Annotated in this window: 16 protein-coding genes and 2 tRNA genes; 12 read left to right on the forward strand and 6 right to left on the reverse strand. The window is 57.3% G+C overall.

Translation table 11 applies throughout. The features are described 5' to 3' along the window. Window positions 1-65 precede the first annotated feature (65 nt). The 7 genes from pilW to der are packed head-to-tail and all read left to right on the forward strand — an operon-like array spanning window position 66 to window position 7,608. Entirely contained in the window at window positions 66-839 is a 774-nt protein-coding gene (pilW, locus tag MLD04_RS09405) for a type IV pilus biogenesis/stability protein PilW (protein WP_248157430.1), read from the forward strand. Further along, window positions 829-1,824, forward strand: a complete 996-nt coding sequence (locus tag MLD04_RS09410; protein WP_248157432.1) for a RodZ domain-containing protein — start codon at window positions 829-831, stop codon at window positions 1,822-1,824. The genes pilW and MLD04_RS09410 overlap by 11 nt, the downstream gene beginning before the upstream one ends. 34 nt (window positions 1,825-1,858) lie before the next feature. Next, entirely contained in the window at window positions 1,859-2,977 is a 1,119-nt protein-coding gene (ispG, locus tag MLD04_RS09415; RefSeq protein ID WP_248157434.1) for a flavodoxin-dependent (E)-4-hydroxy-3-methylbut-2-enyl-diphosphate synthase, read from the forward strand. Between the two features lie 52 nt (window positions 2,978-3,029). Next, window positions 3,030-4,310, forward strand: coding sequence for a histidine--tRNA ligase (gene hisS, locus MLD04_RS09420; RefSeq protein WP_248157441.1), 1,281 nt, complete (start codon window positions 3,030-3,032; stop codon window positions 4,308-4,310). 41 nt (window positions 4,311-4,351) lie between these two features. After that, on the forward strand, window positions 4,352-5,008 hold the full coding sequence (locus tag MLD04_RS09425; RefSeq protein WP_248157443.1) for a YfgM family protein: 657 nt from the start codon (window positions 4,352-4,354) through the stop codon (window positions 5,006-5,008). Continuing rightward, window positions 5,008-6,180 (forward strand): outer membrane protein assembly factor BamB, encoded by a 1,173-nt coding sequence (bamB, locus tag MLD04_RS09430; RefSeq protein ID WP_248157445.1) that lies wholly within the window; start codon window positions 5,008-5,010, stop codon window positions 6,178-6,180. The genes MLD04_RS09425 and bamB overlap by 1 nt, the downstream gene beginning before the upstream one ends. 9 nt (window positions 6,181-6,189) lie before the next feature. After that, on the forward strand, window positions 6,190-7,608 hold the full coding sequence (gene der, locus MLD04_RS09435) for a ribosome biogenesis GTPase Der (protein ID WP_248157447.1): 1,419 nt from the start codon (window positions 6,190-6,192) through the stop codon (window positions 7,606-7,608). Here the strand turns inward: der and pta are convergent. From pta to MLD04_RS09450, 3 genes are read right to left on the reverse strand one after another with little or no spacing between them, the layout of a single operon-like run. After that, window positions 7,598-9,754, reverse strand: coding sequence for a phosphate acetyltransferase (gene pta / locus MLD04_RS09440; RefSeq protein ID WP_248157449.1), 2,157 nt, complete (start codon window positions 9,752-9,754; stop codon window positions 7,598-7,600). The genes der and pta overlap by 11 nt on opposite strands. A gap of 26 nt (window positions 9,755-9,780) precedes the next feature. After that, window positions 9,781-10,968: an acetate/propionate family kinase gene (locus MLD04_RS09445; RefSeq protein ID WP_248157451.1), complete on the reverse strand. Its 1,188-nt coding sequence runs from the start codon at window positions 10,966-10,968 to the stop codon at window positions 9,781-9,783. A 4-nt stretch (window positions 10,969-10,972) separates the two neighbouring features. Next, window positions 10,973-13,402 carry a bifunctional diguanylate cyclase/phosphodiesterase gene (locus tag MLD04_RS09450; protein WP_248157453.1) on the reverse strand — a complete coding sequence of 810 codons (2,430 nt, stop codon included), beginning with the start codon at window positions 13,400-13,402 and terminating at the stop codon, window positions 10,973-10,975. A 241-nt stretch (window positions 13,403-13,643) separates the two neighbouring features. Here MLD04_RS09450 and ccoM point away from each other — a divergent pair, with 241 nt between their 5' ends. Beyond that, on the forward strand, window positions 13,644-13,805 hold the full coding sequence (ccoM, locus tag MLD04_RS17765; protein ID WP_008938165.1) for a cytochrome c oxidase subunit CcoM: 162 nt from the start codon (window positions 13,644-13,646) through the stop codon (window positions 13,803-13,805). A gap of 23 nt (window positions 13,806-13,828) precedes the next feature. On the opposite strand, the gene MLD04_RS09460 is transcribed toward ccoM, so the two are convergent. The 3 genes from MLD04_RS09460 to MLD04_RS09470 all read right to left on the reverse strand — a co-directional run bounded on the left by MLD04_RS09460 (window position 13,829) and on the right by MLD04_RS09470 (window position 15,348). After that, a tRNA-Glu gene (locus tag MLD04_RS09460) sits at window positions 13,829-13,904 on the reverse strand. 112 nt (window positions 13,905-14,016) lie between these two features. Beyond that, window positions 14,017-14,934: a TIGR01777 family oxidoreductase gene (locus tag MLD04_RS09465; RefSeq protein ID WP_248157460.1), complete on the reverse strand. Its 918-nt coding sequence runs from the start codon at window positions 14,932-14,934 to the stop codon at window positions 14,017-14,019. A 27-nt stretch (window positions 14,935-14,961) separates the two neighbouring features. Continuing rightward, window positions 14,962-15,348 (reverse strand): sirohydrochlorin chelatase, encoded by a 387-nt coding sequence (locus MLD04_RS09470; RefSeq protein WP_248157462.1) that lies wholly within the window; start codon window positions 15,346-15,348, stop codon window positions 14,962-14,964. A gap of 106 nt (window positions 15,349-15,454) precedes the next feature. Between MLD04_RS09470 and MLD04_RS09475 the strand changes: the two genes are divergently transcribed. The 4 genes from MLD04_RS09475 (at window position 15,455) to MLD04_RS09490 (ending at window position 18,070) form a co-directional block, all read left to right on the forward strand. After that, the gene (locus MLD04_RS09475; RefSeq protein ID WP_248157463.1) at window positions 15,455-16,057 is read left to right on the forward strand and encodes a DUF924 family protein; all 603 of its coding nucleotides are present in this window, start codon (window positions 15,455-15,457) and stop codon (window positions 16,055-16,057) included. A gap of 151 nt (window positions 16,058-16,208) precedes the next feature. After that, window positions 16,209-16,931, forward strand: coding sequence for a murein L,D-transpeptidase catalytic domain family protein (locus MLD04_RS09480; protein ID WP_248158263.1), 723 nt, complete (start codon window positions 16,209-16,211; stop codon window positions 16,929-16,931). A 132-nt stretch (window positions 16,932-17,063) separates the two neighbouring features. Continuing rightward, window positions 17,064-17,139: transfer RNA gene (locus MLD04_RS09485), tRNA-Gly, on the forward strand. A 130-nt stretch (window positions 17,140-17,269) separates the two neighbouring features. Next, a complete protein-coding gene (locus MLD04_RS09490) occupies window positions 17,270-18,070 on the forward strand; it encodes an MOSC domain-containing protein (protein ID WP_248157464.1) in 801 nt (266 codons plus the stop codon). The last annotated feature ends 2 nt before the right edge of the window (window positions 18,071-18,072 follow it).

Here is an 18,072-nt window from a genome sequence, read left to right on the forward strand (position 1 = left end):
CTAAAACCACCAGATGCGAGGACTGTGGAATCGTGAGGACTAAACGTGTAATCAGGCGAATCTCCATGGCGTTCATACTGGTGGGCCTCGCCGGTTTAGCGGGATGCGTAACGACCACGAACAGTCCGTTTGCCCGGGAAGCAGACAAACAGGAAGCCATCCATAACTATGTGAAGCTGGCGACAGCGTATATCGGGCAGGGTAATTTCGAGCGAGCCCGACACCATCTGGATCGTGCGCTTCAGATCGATCCGGATAACGCCGCGGCGCTATCGGCAAGGGGGCTGGTTGAAAACGCCAATGGCGAAACCGAGCTCGCCGACGAAAGTTTCAGAAAAGCCATCGATTCAGATCCTGGTTACACCCGGGGGCGGGTCTACTACGGCGCATTCCTGTATGCCCAGGGGCGCATGGAGGAGGCCAGAAACCAGTTTCGTGCAGCGTCCCGGGACACTGAGTACAAGGATCGGGGTTCGGTGTTCTACAACCTGGGGCTGACCCAGGAGAAGCTCGGCGAACCTGACAAGGCCGCGACCTCCTATCGGCGTACGGTGGAACTGTCCCGTGGCGATTCCCGTCCGTTGCTGTCCCTGTCCCGTGTGCTGGTGGAAGAAGGGAACTATCAGGCGGCATCCCGGTATTACAGCCGGCTGCTATCGGTGATTGCCCATAACAAAGGCATCAAGCATTCGGCGGAAAGTCTCTTTACCGGTATCCGGATTGCCCGCCATTTTAACGACCGCGACCAGGAAGCCAGCCTGGCGTTGTTGCTGAAAAATGAATACCCGGAGTCAGTGGAATACCAACAATACAAGGTGCTGATTTCTAATGGCCAGTGATGAAAAGTCTCAACCAGAAGTCAATGACCCTGTTGGGCAGCAGCTCAAACGGGCGCGTGAAAAGATCGGTCTGAGTGTTGCCGAGGTTGCGGATGCACAGCACCTGCGTCCCGCCGTGATACAGGCCATTGAAAATGGCGATCACTCACGCATCGATAGCGAACTTTTCCTGAAGGGGTATGTCCGAGCCTATGCCAATCAGGTCGGCCTTGACCCGGATGCGTTGATCGAAGCTCTGGATCGGGAGTTGGAACCACTCCGAAAGGAGCGTGAGCGGCAATACGAAGCCAATCCGCTGGTCGATATCGAACGCCGGAGAAGGCAGAAACGTCGGATCGCCAAGGCACTTCTGCTGGTTCTGGTATTGGTTCTCGCGGGCTATCTGGTGTTCCGTTTTCTGATCGAAGACCGGATTTCTGAAACCGCTGCGCCCACGCAGGCGGAATCTGCGGCTCCGGTTCAGACCGATGTGGCTGAATCCGTTCAGGACCAGCCCGCGATTGAAGATGAGCCTGCTGTGGCGTCGAATGAGTCACAACTGGCTGCCTCTCCTGATACCGGCACCATGGACAATGTCGAAACATCGGAGGGCGGAGATTTGACGTCCCCGGTTGCTCCGGAAGACACCGGGGATGTAGCAGCTCCCGCAGGAGAGGAGTCTCTAGCCGGGACGGGAACAGAGCAAATGGCAGAGGCGCCAGCAACCGTTACCGAGCCGGAGCCGATCGCGTTGTCGGACAAGGGCAGATTACAGATGACCTTCAAGGCAGATTGCTGGGTCCAGGTATCCGATTCTGTTGGCAACCGTTTGGTCGCCTCACTGCAACGTTCCGGCGATACACTGGATGTGGCCGGCGAGGCGCCACTGCGGGTCGTGATCGGTGCCGTGGACGCGGTAGATACCATCAAGTTTGAGGGGGAGCCGGTGGATTTGAACGGGTTTCGCGTGACAAACAATCGCTCGGAATTCACCCTGGCACCCTGAACGAATCCATTCGTATTTTTTTGGTCCTGAAAACATGAAGCACGAATCTCCTATCAAGAGACGTCAATCTCGCCAGATCATGGTGGGGAAGGTTCCGGTGGGCGGTGATGCACCCATTGCCGTGCAGAGCATGACCAACACCGATACCTGTGATGTTGATGCCACCGTTGCCCAGATCCGGGCATTGGAGGAAGCGGGTGCGGACATCGTCCGTGTATCCGTGCCGTCCATGGACGCGGCGGAAGCATTCGGCAAGATTCGTCAGCAGGTGAATGTGCCGCTCGTCTCGGACATTCATTTCGATTATAAAATCGCACTCCGGGTGGCTGAACTCGGCGTCGACTGTCTTCGGATCAATCCAGGCAATATCGGTCGGGATGACCGGGTCAGCGCAGTGATCGAGGCGGCTCGTGATCGTGGTATTCCGATCCGGATCGGGGTTAACGCGGGGTCACTGGAAAAGAGCCTGCAACGGAAGTACGGCGAGCCCACCGCAGACGCACTGGTGGAGTCCGCCATGCGGCATATCGACATCCTGGATCGCTATGACTTCCAGAACTTCAAGGTCAGTCTGAAGGCTTCGGAAGTGTTCATGACGGTGGATGCCTACCGGAAGATTGCCAGCCAGATCGACCAGCCGCTGCATCTTGGCATCACCGAAGCGGGTGGCTTTCGCTCGGGGACGGTGAAATCGTCCATCGGGCTCGGCATGCTTCTTATGGACGGCATTGGCGATACCATCCGGGTGTCGCTTGCAGCTGACCCTGTGCAGGAAATCAAGGTCGGTTACGACATCCTGAAGAGCCTGCGGCTTCGCAGCCGTGGGATCAATTTCATCGCATGTCCGAGCTGCTCCCGGCAGAACTTCGATGTCATTCAGACCATGAACGACCTCGAGGCACGCCTTGAAGACGTGAATACCTCCATGGATGTCGCGATTATCGGGTGTATTGTGAACGGACCGGGCGAGGCCAAAGAGGCTGATATCGGCCTGACCGGAGGCAGCCCCAAGAACCTGTTCTACATGGCTGGAAAGCCGAACCAGAAGCTTGATAATGCCACGCTCACCGATGATCTGGAACGATTGATCCGGGAGGAGGTGGCCCGCCGCCAGGAACAGGAAGAGGCCATCATTGCCCGTTCGGATGACTGAACGGTTCCGGAACACACGCTAACAACCAGACAGAATCAGTAAGGTTTTTCATTTGGCTAAGATTCAGGCAATTCGCGGGATGAACGATATCCTGCCGGAACAGACGCCGGTGTGGCAGTTTGTTGAAGCGACGGTCCGACAGGTGCTCGGTCAGTATGGTTACCAGGAAATCCGGATGCCGATTGTGGAGCAGACCGATCTGTTCAAACGGTCCATCGGTGAGGTGACGGATATCGTCGAAAAGGAAATGTATACCTTCGAGGATCGCAATGGGGACAGCCTGACCCTTCGTCCGGAGGGAACCGCGGGTTGCGTGAGGGCAGCGGAAGAGCACGGACTGCTGTTTAACCAGACGCGTCGCCTCTGGTACACCGGGCCAATGTTCCGTCACGAACGCCCGCAGAAAGGACGCTATCGACAGTTCCACCAGATTGGCGTGGAATGTTTCGGAATGAGTGGTCCGGATATCGATGCGGAACTGCTGATTCTGACGGCGCGCCTCTGGCAGGCACTCGGACTGACCGATCACGCCCGGCTGGAAATCAATTCCATCGGAACCTCCGAATCCCGCAAGGACTATCGTCTGGCCCTCGTAGATTACCTCCGCCAGTTTCACGACCAGCTGGATGCGGACAGTCAGCGCCGGCTCGAGACCAATCCGTTGCGCATTCTCGACAGTAAGGACGCCGGCACCCGCAGGGTTCTGGAAGGTGCCCCGAAACTGGACGATTATCTCGACGAAGAGTCCCGCGCCCATTTTGACCGCCTGCGGGAACTTCTTGATGCGGCGGGTATTGGCTATACGGTGAATCCGGCGTTGGTTCGCGGGCTGGATTACTATGGCAAGACCGTTTTTGAATGGATTACCGACAGCCTGGGTGCGCAGGGCACCATCTGCGCCGGGGGACGTTACGACGGACTGGTTGAGCAGCTTGGCGGCAAGCCGACCTTTGCCGTTGGTTTCGCCATGGGGCTGGAACGGCTCATCCTGTTACTGGAGACCCTTGGCCTGATTCCGGATTCTGTCAATGCGAATGCGGATGTCTACCTCACAGCAATGGGCGACAGGGCGGTGGCTCCCGCGCTGGCGCTGGCAGAGAAACTCCGCGATCAGTTGCCTGGCCGGACCATTGTCACCCACTGTGGCGGTGGCAGCTTCAAAAGCCAGATGAAGAAGGCCGACAAGAGCGGAGCCCGTTACGCCATCATTCTCGGCGACAATGAGTTGGACAACGGTACCGCCGCTCTGAAACCGCTGCGTGATGATGAGCCCCAACAGGACGTGCCCCAGGCGGAGCTGGCGCAGGCGCTGTCAGACAGGCTTTCACACTGAAACGAACCCGATAAGAGCAATAATTTTCAACAGGAGTCATCATGGCCGAACTGCGCACCGAAGAAGAACAGATTCAGGCGATCAAGGATTGGTGGAAGAGAAACGGCAGTTCACTGCTGATTGGCATTGCCGCGGCACTGGCGATCGTATTCGGCTGGCAGGCCTGGCAAAACCAGCAAGCCCAGCAGCGTGCGGAAGCGGCTAACCAGTTTGCCGAGTTACTGGGTGCCTTCGGCAATCAGGACGATGAAACCTCGGCTAAGACAGTCGGATATGTGGCCAAGAAGCTTCGGGAGGATTACACCGACAGCGCCTACGCCATCTACGGCAACCTGATTCTGGCCCGCCAGCAACTGATGCGCGAGGATAATCCGGATGCAGCCATCGACTCGCTGAGCTGGGCGCTGGAGCATGCCAAGGGGCATCCTGAACTCAGCCTGGTCATCCAGAACCGGCTGGCGCGTACGCAGTTTGCCGCTGGCAAGTATGACGACGCTTTGCAGACCATCAGCAACGTGAAGGATCCGGGAACCTTTGCCTCCATACTGTCGGAGTTGAAGGGGGATATTCTGTTGGCCCAGGGTAACCGTGATGGCGCCCGCGAGGCCTACCTGAGCGCACGGGAACAGAGCGAGCAGGGCCGCAACGGTGTGCTGGAGCTCAAGCTGTCAGACCTCGGTGTCGGGGAGGGCGCTTGATGCCGGGCCTGCGCATTGGCAGATCGACGGTTTGGGTGCTTGCGTTGTTCGCTTCGATCATCGGGATGAGTGGTTGCAGTACGACCGACACCTTTGAGCAGCCGGCTCCGTTGCCCGACGTCGATACTACCGTAGACTTTGATCAGGTCTGGGACATGTCGGTTGGTGACGGTCATGATGGAAGTTTCCTGTACCTGGCGCCGCTCAATGCCGGTGATGTTATTTACGCCGCTTCCGCGGATGGCGATCTCGTTGCGGTAACGCCCGACACAGGCAAGCTGATCTGGGAGCGTGAGCTCAAGGACCGCATCTTCGCCGGCGTTGGTGGTGATGGCGACCAGCTTTATCTCGTGACGCGGGAAGCCGATCTGATCGCCCTGTCCAGGGAAAACGGCGAGGAACTCTGGCGCAAATCCCTGCCGACGGAGGTACTCTCTGCACCTCAATCCAACGGCTCCATGGTGGTGGTTCAGACCACCGATGGTCGCGTCCTGGCCTACGATGCCGCCAAGGGCGAAAAGCTTTGGCAATACGAGAGCACAGTGCCTGTTCTGTCTATTCGGGGCGCTGCTGCGCCGCTGGTAGGCGGAGATGTTGTCATTGCCTCCTTTGCCAACGGAAAACTCATGGCGCTTGCCGGAGATTCCGGTCAGCCAATCTGGCAGTATGAAGTCGGCCAGCCCAAAGGGCGGACGGAGCTGGAGCGCCTGGTGGATATCACAGGGCAGCCCATCGTCCTTGACAGGGCACTGATGGTTGTCGGTTATCAGGGCAAGCTTGCGCTGCTTGATATCCAGACCGGTCGTGAGATCTGGAGCACGAAGGCCTCCAGCCTATACTCGCCCGCGCTTGGCGACGGCAACATCTACCTTTCCTCGGCCAACGGCGATGTCAGGGCACTGCGCGGTTCCGATCGGGATGAACTGTGGGTACAGGATCGCCTCGCCTGGCGCCAGCTTACCCAGCCGGTTGTGTCTGGAGACTATGTCGTGGTCGCCGACTTTGAGGGCTACCTCCACGCCCTGTCTGCAAAGGACGGCAGCCTGCAGGGGCAGATGGAATTCGACGATGAGGGTATCCGCGTACCGGCACAGAGACTGGCGAATGGTAACCTGCTCGTTTTTGGAAACGGCGGACGTCTGGCCGTCTTCGAACTCAGAAAATCAGAGTAACCTACCCTTATGACGCCAGTAATTGCCCTTGTTGGTCGACCCAATGTGGGAAAGTCAACGCTATTCAATCAGATGACCCGATCCCGGGATGCGCTTGTTGCGGATTTTCCGGGGCTGACCCGGGACCGTAAATACGGCGAAGGTAATTACGAGGGCCAGCGTTTCATTGTCATCGATACCGGGGGTCTGACGGGCGATGAAGTCGGACTGGATGCCGAAATGGCACGCCAGTCGATGCAGGCGGTCGATGAAGCCGATATCGTGCTGTTTCTGGTGGATGGGCGCGCCGGCCTTACCGCCGGAGATGAAATGATCGCAGATCATCTCCGTCGAAGCGGTAAACAGGCCCATCTGGTCGTCAACAAGACGGATGGTCAGGATCCCGATGTCGCCGCCGCCGATTTCTACAGCCTGGGTTTTGATTCAACCTATCTGATTGCGGCCTCACATAACCGGGGCATCCGCTCGATGCTCGAAGAACTGCTTCCCAACCCGGAAGAAGGTGAGGAAGACAGTGCAGAGCGTTATCCGGGTATCCGGATTGGCGTTGTCGGCAGGCCAAATGTGGGCAAATCCACGCTGGTGAACCGGATGCTCGGGGAAGATCGTGTGGTGGTATACGATATGCCCGGAACCACGCGGGACAGTGTGTACATCCCGTACGAACGACAGGGAAAGCAGTACACGCTCATTGATACCGCAGGCGTTCGCCGAAGAAAGAACGTCCGGGAGACGGTCGAGAAGTTCTCGATTATCAAAACCCTTCAGGCAATCGACGATGCGCACGTCGTCATTCTGGTGATTGACGCGCGGGAAGGGCTTGTCGACCAGGACCTCCATCTGATCGGCTTTGTGCTTGATGCCGGCCGTTCGCTGGTGATCGCCGTCAATAAGTGGGATGGCATGGATCCCGAAGAGCGGTCCCGGGTCAAGGAGCAGGTAAGACGGCGCCTGGATTTTCTCGACTATGCGGACAAGCATTACATCTCGGCGCTCCACGGCTCCGGCGTTGGTGTGATGTATGAGTCAGTTGAAGCCTGCTACGAATCCGCCATGGCCAAGTGGCCGACAAACCGCCTGACGGCAATCCTACAGGACGCAGTAGTGCAGCATCAGCCACCCATGGTGCATGGCCGCCGGATCAAACTGCGCTACGCCCACCAGGGCGGCTCGAACCCGCCTGTGATTGTGGTTCATGGAAACCAGACGGAAGCGTTACCGGGTGCTTACAAGCGCTATCTGGAAAACACCTTCCGAAAGATTCTGAGCGTCAACGGTTCCCCCATACGCTTTGAATTCCGATCCAGTGAAAATCCGTTTGCCGGCAAGGTGGACCGTCTGACGCCCCGTCAAAAGGTCAAAAAAGACAATGACCTGAAGAAAGGGCGGCGTATCAGGAAAACGCGTCAGAAAAGTCTCAAGCGCTGACGGTTTTTTGTTGCTCGACCTGCCGGGCCTGGACGGCGGTCAGGGCAATGGTGAAAACAATGTCCTCGACCAGGGCGCCTCGTGAGAGGTCGTTCACCGGTTTTCTCAAGCCCTGCAGCATCGGACCGATGCTCACCACATTGGCGCTGCGCTGCACGGCCTTGTAGGTGGTATTGCCGGTATTCAGGTCCGGGAAGATGAACACGGTCGCGCGTCCGGCGACCTTGCTGTCCGGAGCCTTGCTTCGGGCGACGCTCTCGATGGCGGCAGCGTCGTACTGGAGGGGGCCATCAATCATCAGGTCAGGGCGTCTCTCACGGGCAATGTGTGTTGCCTTTCTCACCTTTTCCACATCGGAACCCGTGCCGGATTCACCGGTGCTGTAACTGATCATCGCAACCACCGGATCAATCCCGAATGCTTCGGCCGACTCGGCGCTCTGGATGGCGATGTCCGCGAGTTCTTCGGCGTCTGGATCGGGATTGATGGCGCAGTCGCCATAGACCACGACCTGCTCCGGCAGCAGCATGAAAAAGACGGACGAAACCACTTTTGCTTTTTTATGGGTCTTGATGAGCTGCAGTGCCGGACGGACGGTGTTTGCGGTCGTGTGAATGGCGCCGGACACCAGGCCATCGGCTTCGTCGAGTGCGACCATCATGGTTCCGAGCACCACGTTGTCCTCCAGCATGGCTTCAGCCATCTGGTGGGTCAGCCCCTTGTGTTTGCGAAGCTTCACCATCGGGGCCACATAGCGTTCCCGCACCCTGGCGGGATCGATAATCTCGATGTCCTCCGGCAGGGTAAGGCCCAGCGTCCGGGCCACACTCTCTATTTCTTCGGCTTTCCCGATCAGGACACACCGGGCCAGTTTCCTCTGATGACAGATGATGGCCGCCTGCACCGTTCTTGGCTCGCTCCCTTCGGGCAAGACAATCCGCTTGTGTGCGGCTCTGGCGCGTTCAGAAAGCTGGTAGCGGAATGCGGGTGGCGACAGGCGGCTCTGTCGCTCAACACGCAGGTGTTCCCTGAGCCACTCGGCGTCTATGCGGGGTGCCACCGCATCCATTGCCTTTTCAATACGTTCCGGATCGTCCAGGGGGATCGCTGTCGAGAGACTGGCGAGCATATGCGCCGTTTCGTAGGTATTGCAGTCAGAGCCGAGAACCGGCAAGCCGGTGTCCAGGGCCCGACGGCAGAGATCGATAACGGATTGTGCTGGCATAAGGTCTCCCGTCAACATGAGGCCAGCCAGAGGAACACCGTTGAGTGCGGCGAGCGCCGTCGTTACTACAATGTCTTCGCGGTCGCCGGGGGTGACGACCAGTGTGTCCGGCTTTAGGATGCTGGTCATGTTGCGAATGGTTCTGGCACAAACCGAGACGGTCTTTACGCGGCGGGTGTGCATCTGACCTTCACTGAGGACCGGTACCTCGAGTTCCCGTACGATATCAGAAACCCTCGGTGCCAGAAGGTCCGGCTGCCAGGGAATCTCGGCCAGCAACCGGAACCAATTGTCGCGAAAGACCCGGCATTCCTTCCGGTAATCGATGTTGGGCGTGCTTTCCAGCTCACGATGGAGAATCAGTCCGTCTTTCTGGGGCTCCCCGACCTTATTAAGAATGACCCCGATGACGTCCGGGTCCTCCGGCGCGGCGTACAGGCGCGCCGAAAATTCCAGGTGTTCATCCAGCTCGACGGCATTGCAGCTGTCCGGGGTGCTGACCAGTATGACTTCGGAACCCAGGTTTCGGGCAACCTCTACATTGAGGCGGGCGATATAAGCCTCACTGCGGTCGGGCACCAGTCCCTCGATCAGGACGACGTCGAACTGGCTGGCGACCTTCTGGAATTCGCCGACCACGTTTTCCATGAGCAGGTCTGACTGATTGCGATTGAGTAGTTGCTGCGCCTTTCTGAGAGGAATCGGATCCGGCGTGTTTCTGTGGCTCCGATCGCGAATGAAGGTGACGGAGGAATCCTTGCCCTTGTTGTGCCGAGATTCGGCCTGGTGCACGGACTGACTGAAGGGTTTGTAGAACCCGACGCTGACCCCCACGCGCTCAAGTGCCCTGAGCAGGCCGAGGCACACCGACGTCAGGCCGGAATCCATGGAAGTGGGGGCAATGAAGAGACTTTTCGCCATAGTCGGACACCGGTTTCCGTTGTGTATTACTGAGACGAGGCAATCCTCTGCGATTCCCGCGCAATGACCAGTTCCTCATTGGTTGGTACAACCAGAACAGGGAACCGGGAGTCGGCATCGTTGATGTAGCCGTCGCTGTTTTGACCGTGGTCCTGATTCAATTCCGGATCCAGTGAAAATCCTGCCAGGCCCAGATGATCCAGTGTCTGCTTTCGGACCCGTGAACTGTTTTCGCCAATGCCGCCGGTGAACACCAGCCCGTCGAGACGGTCCAGAGACACCATCATGGCACCGATATAGCGCGCGAGGCGATAACAGAAAACCTCTACCGCGACGAGCGAAGGTTCGTGCCCGTGGTCCGCCAGTTCGCACAGCGTGCGCATGTCATTGGTCTGTCCGGAGAGTCCCAGCAGGCCGCTTTCGTGGTTGAGGACGTGATGCAGTTGGTCCTGATCAATGCCTTTGGTCTTGAGGAAGTCGAACAGGCCCGGGTCGATGTCGCCGCTCCGGCTGCCCATGACGAGCCCTTCCAGCGGCGTTAATCCCATACTGGTGTCCACGCTGATGCCGTCCCGGATGGCGGTAATACTGCAGCCGTTACCCAGATGCGCCGAGATGACAGAGGTTGTGGCCGGTGTTCTTCCGAGGCGTCGGGCCGATTCGGTCAGTATGAACTGGTGGCTGGTGCCATGAAAACCATAGCGTCGGACGCCCCACTGGCGGTAATAATCATAGGGCAGGGCATACAGATAGGCCTTCCGGGGCAACGTCTGGTGGAAGGCGGTATCAAATACCGCAATATGGGGTACCGAAGGAAACAGAGCGCGGGTTGCCCTGATGCCGGACAGGTTTACCGGATTGTGCAGCGGTGCAAGGCTGGCGCACTCCTCAATCGCTTCGATGACGGTCTCGTCGATCAATACCGCATCATGGAAGGTCTCACCACCGTGCACCACCCGATGGCCGACAGCAGAGGGCGTTCCCTTGAGGATGTCCAGATCGACCAACGCGTGAATCATGGCTTCCAGGGCATCCCGGTGCGAAGCCTCAGGTGGCAGTTTGACCGGTTGATCGTGATTCCGTAGCTGGGCGGTCGCGTCACTGTGGTGGAGTCTTTCGGCAAGCCCCGAGGCCCGGACCTGAAACGCCCCGTCAAACACGGCGAGCTTGAGCGTGGAGCTTCCGCAATTTACAACGAGAATCGTGTCTTCCATGCGATTATTCCGATTCCTGGATCCTCACCCGGTGATTGGTTTTCAGCCAGCGCTGGAAATCCGCTTCCGGTTGCGGCCGGCTGTAGAAATAGCCCTGTGAAAAATCGCATCCCTCGTGCTTCAGGAAGTGCGTCTGGGCTTCTTCTTCAACACCCTCTGCAATCACATTCAGCCCAAGGCTGTGGGCCATGTTGATGATTGCGCGAACCAGGGAGGCATCCTCCGGATTCTTCATCAGATCCTGTACAAAGGATTTATCGATTTTCAGCGTATCAAAGGGATAGCTTTTGAGATAGCTGAGCGCGGAGTACCCGGTTCCGAAATCGTCCACGGACAGTTTGATGCCGGCCTGGTCAAGTTGGCGCAGTATTTCGGCGGTTTCGATGGAGTTATCCAGTATCAGCCGTTCGGTAATCTCCAGCTCCAGGAGCTGCGGCGAGAGGCCGGTCTTTTTGAGGGCGTTCATCACGACATTGGTAAACCCCGGATCCCGGAACTGTCTCGGTGAGACGTTCACGGAGATTCCGATGTCGCGTCCTGCCATATCCCGCCAGCCGACCGCGGCGCGGCAGGCCTCTTCGATAACCCACTCACCAATGGGTATGATCAACCCGGTCTCTTCTGCCAGTGGGATGAAACGGTCCGGCATCACCATGCCCATGGTGGGGTTGTTCCATCGCAACAGCGCTTCGACGCCATGAAGGTTTCCGGTATCGGTCCGGACGATAGGTTGGTAGTAGAGTTCGAATTCCTGGAGCTCAAGCGCGCGCCGCATCCTTGATTCCATCTGAAGTCTCTCATGGGAAACTTCAGTCATCTCTGGCGCAAAATGGGCAAAAGCGCTTTTTCCTTTGTGTTTGGCCTGATACATCGCTGCATCGGCGTGCTGCAGCAGGGTTCCGCTATTGTCTGAATCCGTCGGGAAAATAGCGATACCGATACTGGTGGTCACGAAGACTTCCTGACCATTCAGAATATAGGGAGTGGAAAAGGTTTTCAGTATCCGCTCGGCTACCTGCGACGAGGCCTCGGGCCCGGGCAGCCCGGGAAGAATCACCAGGAATTCGTCGCCACCAAGTCGCGCGACCGTGCTGGTTCCCCTCAGGCAGCTGGATATCCGGCGGGCGGCTTCGATCAGGAGATTGTCGCCTGCGTCGTGGCCGAGGGTATCGTTGATGTGTTTGAAGTTATCCAGATCCAGGAACATGACACCCACGAGCGTGTTTTCGCGGCGTGCCTGGGCAAGCGCCAGTTTGAGGCGATCCAGCGCAAGCATCCTGTTGGGAAGGCCGGTAAGGATGTCGTAGTTGGCCTGTCGCAAAAGCTGTTGCTCGTAGCGCTTCCGGATACTGATGTCCTCACCAAGAATCAGATAACCGGTAATTTCACCGGAATTATCCTTGATCGGGGTGACGATGAGTTGTTCCCAGAATCGTTCCCCGCTTTTTCGGACGCTGTTTACTTCCCCCTGCCAGACGCCGACCCGCTGAACCTGAAGCCGGATGGATTGCCAAAGGTTCCGGCTTTCACGGCTATCGACGTTCTTTTCATTCAACTCGGCGGGGTGTTTGCCGATGATGGATTCGCGATCAAAGCCGGTGAGTTGGCTGAACTTCTGATTGGCAAATTCGACTTGCCACTGCCGGTCGCAGATCAGGACGGATGAAGGGCTTTGTTCAATGGCTTTGGAGAATTTCCGGATTTCGGCGGCGTCTCGTTCCTGGCGTGCAAGGTCCGCGTTGAGTCGTTCGCGCATCTGGTTGATGGCATCTGTCACCCGCCCGAGTTCATCCCGCCGGTTCACCGGCGTGTCAGGACGGTCGAGGGTCAGGGGCTGGGTGAGGGTCTCCAGGGAGAAATCTCTGGCATAGTCCGCCATGGCACTGAGGTGGCGGGTAACGAGAAACCGGAATATCCACAATATAAGGATGGAGACAAAAAACGTCTTGAGGAACTGGGTGGCAAGGATGACGCCTACCTTGTGTTTCATTTCGCGGTATACGCGATTCAGGCTGGCGGTAATGGTCAGTTCACCGAGCTTTACGCTCTCGTCGCCCTCATGATAGAGGTTGAAACTGTGCGTTTTGGTTTCCGAATTCCGGGGGATATCGCCGAGAACCAGCTCTGAATCGGGCTCGATTCTGAGGCGTAGATGCACGATATCCGGCAGGCTCAGGATCCCCTCCATCTGGGTCTGGAGCAGTTTCTGGTCGAGCGCCCAGAGGCTTCTCGACAGGCTCGAGGAATAGCCGGATTCGACAACCTCCATCCGGCGATCAATCAAAGAAAGGTCTTTGCGGTAGTCCGAGTAGATCTGAATTGCAGAGGCGATCAGGGTAAACACCGAACTGAACAGCAGGATCCAGGCCAGCAACCTGAAGGACAGGGGCGATCCCGTTCGGAAACGTTGAAGACGTGTCGACAGTTTTGCCATGTCGTAACTTCAGCCACCCTGTTCGATATGTAGAAAACGAAGCAACCGCACCCCGTCGAATATAGCAGTAGTCGTTATCAAATGCTTTGCAAATACAGGAAAAATGGAGAGAAATGTGTGGCCGTTCAGCAAAACGCCCGGATCTGCTGCAAATGTAGTCAGTTGATTTAGGTCAATACGGGTGCTTGATCGCGGGCGTAACCTGAACTCAATCGAACGTGTTGAGTGAAGGAGACGCAAAATGTATATGGATTCTGTCGTGATTGCAGGGATTGTAACGGTATTGCTGATGCTGGGATTTTTTATCGGGGTCGGTATTTTCGTCATGAGAGACGAAAAGCGTCATGGTCATGCAGGGCTGCATCATCATGATAAAAGCGGGGGTAATTCAGGCAAGCACTGATCTGGTTCAGGTCAGTTGAAAATTGGCGTCCCCTAGGGGGTTCGAACCCCTGTTGCCGCCGTGAAAGGGCGGAGTCCTAGGCCACTAGACGAAGGGGACGCAACGTTTTCAAAGCCTTGCCTCGTCGAGGTGGCGCGTATATTAAGTAAGGCGTTGGACCCTGTCAACGCTTTTTACGAAAAAAACAGGCGGCATTGCGAAAGGTCTGTCTTCAGGATGTTGTCCCCCGTCGCAAGGCGTCTTCCAGCGCCGCTTGCAGCTCCGGAAATTCGAACCGGAACCCCTCGTCCGAAAGTCTGGATGGCATCGCCCTCTGTCCCGTAAGAAGAAGTTCTGCCATTTCTCCCAGTGCCAGTTTCAACGCGATTGCCGGCGCTGGAAAGGGAGTAGGGCGATGGAGCACCTTGCCAAGCGTTGCGGTAAATTCCCGATTGGTTACCGGGTTGGGGCTAACAACATTGTAAGCGCCGGAGGCATTGGCGTGGTCGAGCATCCAGATCAGTGCGTTAACGACATCGGCCCGGTGAACCCAGGGCATGTATTGTGTTCCGTTGCCAAGACGGCCACCCAGCCCGAAGCGGAAGGGCGGGACCATGCGCTGGAGAAAACCTCCGCCCGGTCCAACGACAAGCCCGGTGCGCGACAGACAAACTCGCACCCCCAGCCCCCGCGCAGCTTCTGCCGCATTTTCCCAGTCCTGACAGAGCTGATGGGTGAATTCATCCCGGGGCGGCGTCTCTTCATTGACGGTACGGTCCCCCTGATCACCGTAAAAACCGACTGCAGATCCCGAGACAAGAACCTCCGGCGATGAGGACCAGCTCTGCATGATGTGAACGAGCGACTCTGTCAACGCGATACGGCTGTCACGTAGCGCCTGCTTTCTGTCCTCCGTCCACCGCTTCTCGGCAATGCCTTCGCCGGCCAGGTTAATAACGGCATTGAACCCCTGGTGATCTCTGAGTTCGGTCAGATTGGAAACGCACTGGACGCGGCCACAGAGTGCCTTGACGGTCTCTGGCGACTGGCGACTGAGTATCGTCAGGCCATCGCCCCGTTCGAGCAGTTGCCGACACAGTTCCCGGCCAATGAAACCGGTACCACCGGTAATCAGAATGTTCTTGGACATAGCGTCGAGCCTCCTTTGCGTTTTGCCTTACCCGACTGATCGTTCCGTTGTTTGAAGTTGCAACGCCACGACGTCCTTTATCGCTTCTGCCAACAGCGGATGCTCTCCGATGGCGGGTGCCAGGGCGACCCGTACGCCATGCTCCTCTTCCAGTGCGGCAATCATTTCGGGAACGTCCCGTCTGAGGTGCCTTCCGGCCGCCAGAAACAATGGAACCACGGTGAACGACTCCGCGCCTTCGGCAACGCCCTCGGCGATGATCTGCTGCAATGACGGCTGCGCCAGCTCCATATAGGCAATGCGTGAGCCGGGCACGGCCTCAAGTGTGGGTTTGGCGAGTTGCTCGAAGGTGTCGCACCAGCGTTGATCGCTGCTTCCATGGGCCAGGAGAACGATGCGAGGGGCTTGTGTCATGGGTGCTCCGGTTTAATCAGTAGTTGGCAATTCCCCGTATAACTGCCAGATTGAGCGGTTCGGGCCTTTAACGCCTTCACCATAGCAGGGTAGGGAGTACGGATGAATGTTCGATTGGAGTGAGATTCTGGATTTCTGGTTTGGTGAACTTGATGATCAGGGTCTGCCTGATCGACTTCACCGAAATCGCTGGTTCCGGTCTGATCGGAAGTTTGATCAGGAGATCCGGCGGCGCTTTCTTTCCATGGTGTTGTTTGCTTCGGAGAACGGGCTCGAACACTGGCGCGTTCGACCCGGCGGAGCCCTGGCAGAAATTCTTATGCTTGACCAGTTTTCCCGGAATATCTTTCGCGGGGCGGGGCTGGCCTTTGATCAGGACCCGCTTGCCAGAAAACTGTGCCATCAGTCGATGCGGAAGGGGCAGGACATGAGTCTGCCGCCGGTTCAACGAGCGTTTCTTTACATGCCATTGCAACATTCCGAACGTTTGGAGGATCAGGAGCTTTCGGTCGACTGTTACAGGCAGCTGGCAGCAACAACGTCTGGCCCGCTGGGCGAATTCATGAAGAGCTTTCTGGAGTCGGCTTCCGATCACCGCGAGATCATCCAGCGATTTCGGCGGTTTCCCCATCGTAATCGGGCGCTTGGCCGAACCTCGACTCCAGAAGAATTGGCGTACCTTGAGAGTGGTCGCACGTTTGGTCAGTGATTCCTCGATTTTGTTACGAAACTGTATGAAAAGTGTACAACGTGACCGAATTGACGTTTAACGCTGGTAGAATGCGTCACAGTTTACTCTCAACTTTCTACGATCTTTTTCAGTGCTTGCCGTTTGTGCCGGCAGCCAGTGGTGGTTAATGATGCAATCCTTGAGCCTGAAGGCGTGTCTGGGCCTGGCCCTGCCGCTGTTCCTTTTGGTTTCCACACCTGCCAGCGCGCAGGTCTTCGATAACAATCTCGTACAACGTCTTGCGGGAGCTGCTCCGGGTATCGATCGTCAGGTGCTTTCCAAGGCGGTCAGGGCGGCCCACTGCGCCGTCTCAAGCGGCGTGAAGGAGCCGGCCAGATTGGCGGTCATTGATTTTTCGCTGCCTTCTAACCGCAAACGCATGTGGATTTTCGATATCCGTTCCGGGGAGCTGCTGCTGAAAGACCTGGTGGCACATGGGAAGGCCTCGGGAATGACCCGATCCACCTCCTTCTCCAATGTTGAGGGCAGTCACAAGTCCAGCCTGGGGTTGTTCCGGGCCAGCGAGACCTATTACGGCAAGCATGGTTATTCGTTGCGCCTGGACGGGCTGGAGCGAGGCGTGAACGACCAGGCCAGGGACCGGGCGATCGTAATACACGGCGCCGGCTATGTCAGTGAACGCTGGGTGCAGAAATACGGTCGGATTGGCCGCAGTTTCGGGTGCCCGGCGGTGGACAACAAAGTGATTGAGGAAGTGGTGGATGATCTGAAAGGTGGCCAACTGGTCTTCAAATACTACCCGGACCAGGATTGGCTGCAGACCAGTGAGTTTCTGCACTGTGATGATTCCCGGATGGCATCTTCCTCGACAGGCGACGGGAGTCAGAGCTGAGCTGGCTTTTCAATAACTTGGCTGAGTCCCGGTTGCCAGAATGGCGTTTGGTAAAAAATTGGGAAAAAGAGGTTGACGGAGGAATCCTGATCCGTAGAATACGCCTCCGTTAACGCATCAAGCGTTGGCCATGCGGGAATAGCTCAGTTGGTAGAGCACAACCTTGCCAAGGTTGGGGTCGCGAGTTCGAATCTCGTTTCCCGCTCCAGATTCCGAAAACCCGGCTTGTTTCAAGCCGGGTTTTTTTGTTTCCGGGTCGGCAAGCCGACAGCACCCCGGTCCCCTCTCGGTTATACTCTTCGGCCGTGCCAGCCAATTACTCCAGGGAGCCGCGTCCGATGAAAATCCACTCGCTCTTCGTATACCCAGTCAAATCCCTTGCCGGCGTTGCCGTTGATCAGTTTGAGATGGACGATTTCGGGCCTCGGGGAGATCGTCGCTGGATGATTGTTGACGACGAGGGAATCTTTGTTACCCAGCGGCGCCATCCCGAGCTGGCATTGTTAGAAGCACACCTCGATGAACAGGAGGTGGAGATCAGTATCCCCGGAGAGGGGCGATTTCCATTGAGGCCCACGTCTACCGCAATTCGGGTCCAGGTCTGGCGAGACTGGCCGCAAGCCCTTGTCGGTGAGCAGGATGCCAATGAGGCATTGAGCCGCTTCTGTGGTATGCCGCTCCGGTTGGTATATATGTCTGACGAAACCTTTCGCCGTGTGGATCCGGCCCGGGTTCCTGACAACCGACGCGTCAGTTTTGCCGATGGCTTTCCCTTCCTGATCACCAGCCTCGGCTCGCTTGACGAGCTGAACAGTCGGCTGGAGACGCCGGTGGACATACGGCGTTTCAGACCGAACATCGTTATAGAGGGTGCGCCTCCCTGGGCCGAGGATGGCTGGCGGGAACTGATGATCAACGAGCAGCCATTTCGGCTGGTCAAACCCTGTTCGCGCTGCGTTATGACAACGGTTGATCCGGACACCGGAATAAAAGACCCCTCCGTTCAGCCTTTACGGACGTTGACGAGCTATCGCCGTACCGACGATGGCGTCATTTTCGGAATGAACGCGATACACGACCGGCCCGGCAAGCTTCGAGTCGGCGACGCAGTCACTATTGTCAAATCGGAGAATGATTGAAC

The organism is Marinobacter koreensis (genome assembly GCF_023156285.1).
Classification (GTDB): Bacteria; Pseudomonadota; Gammaproteobacteria; order Pseudomonadales; family Oleiphilaceae; genus Marinobacter; species Marinobacter koreensis.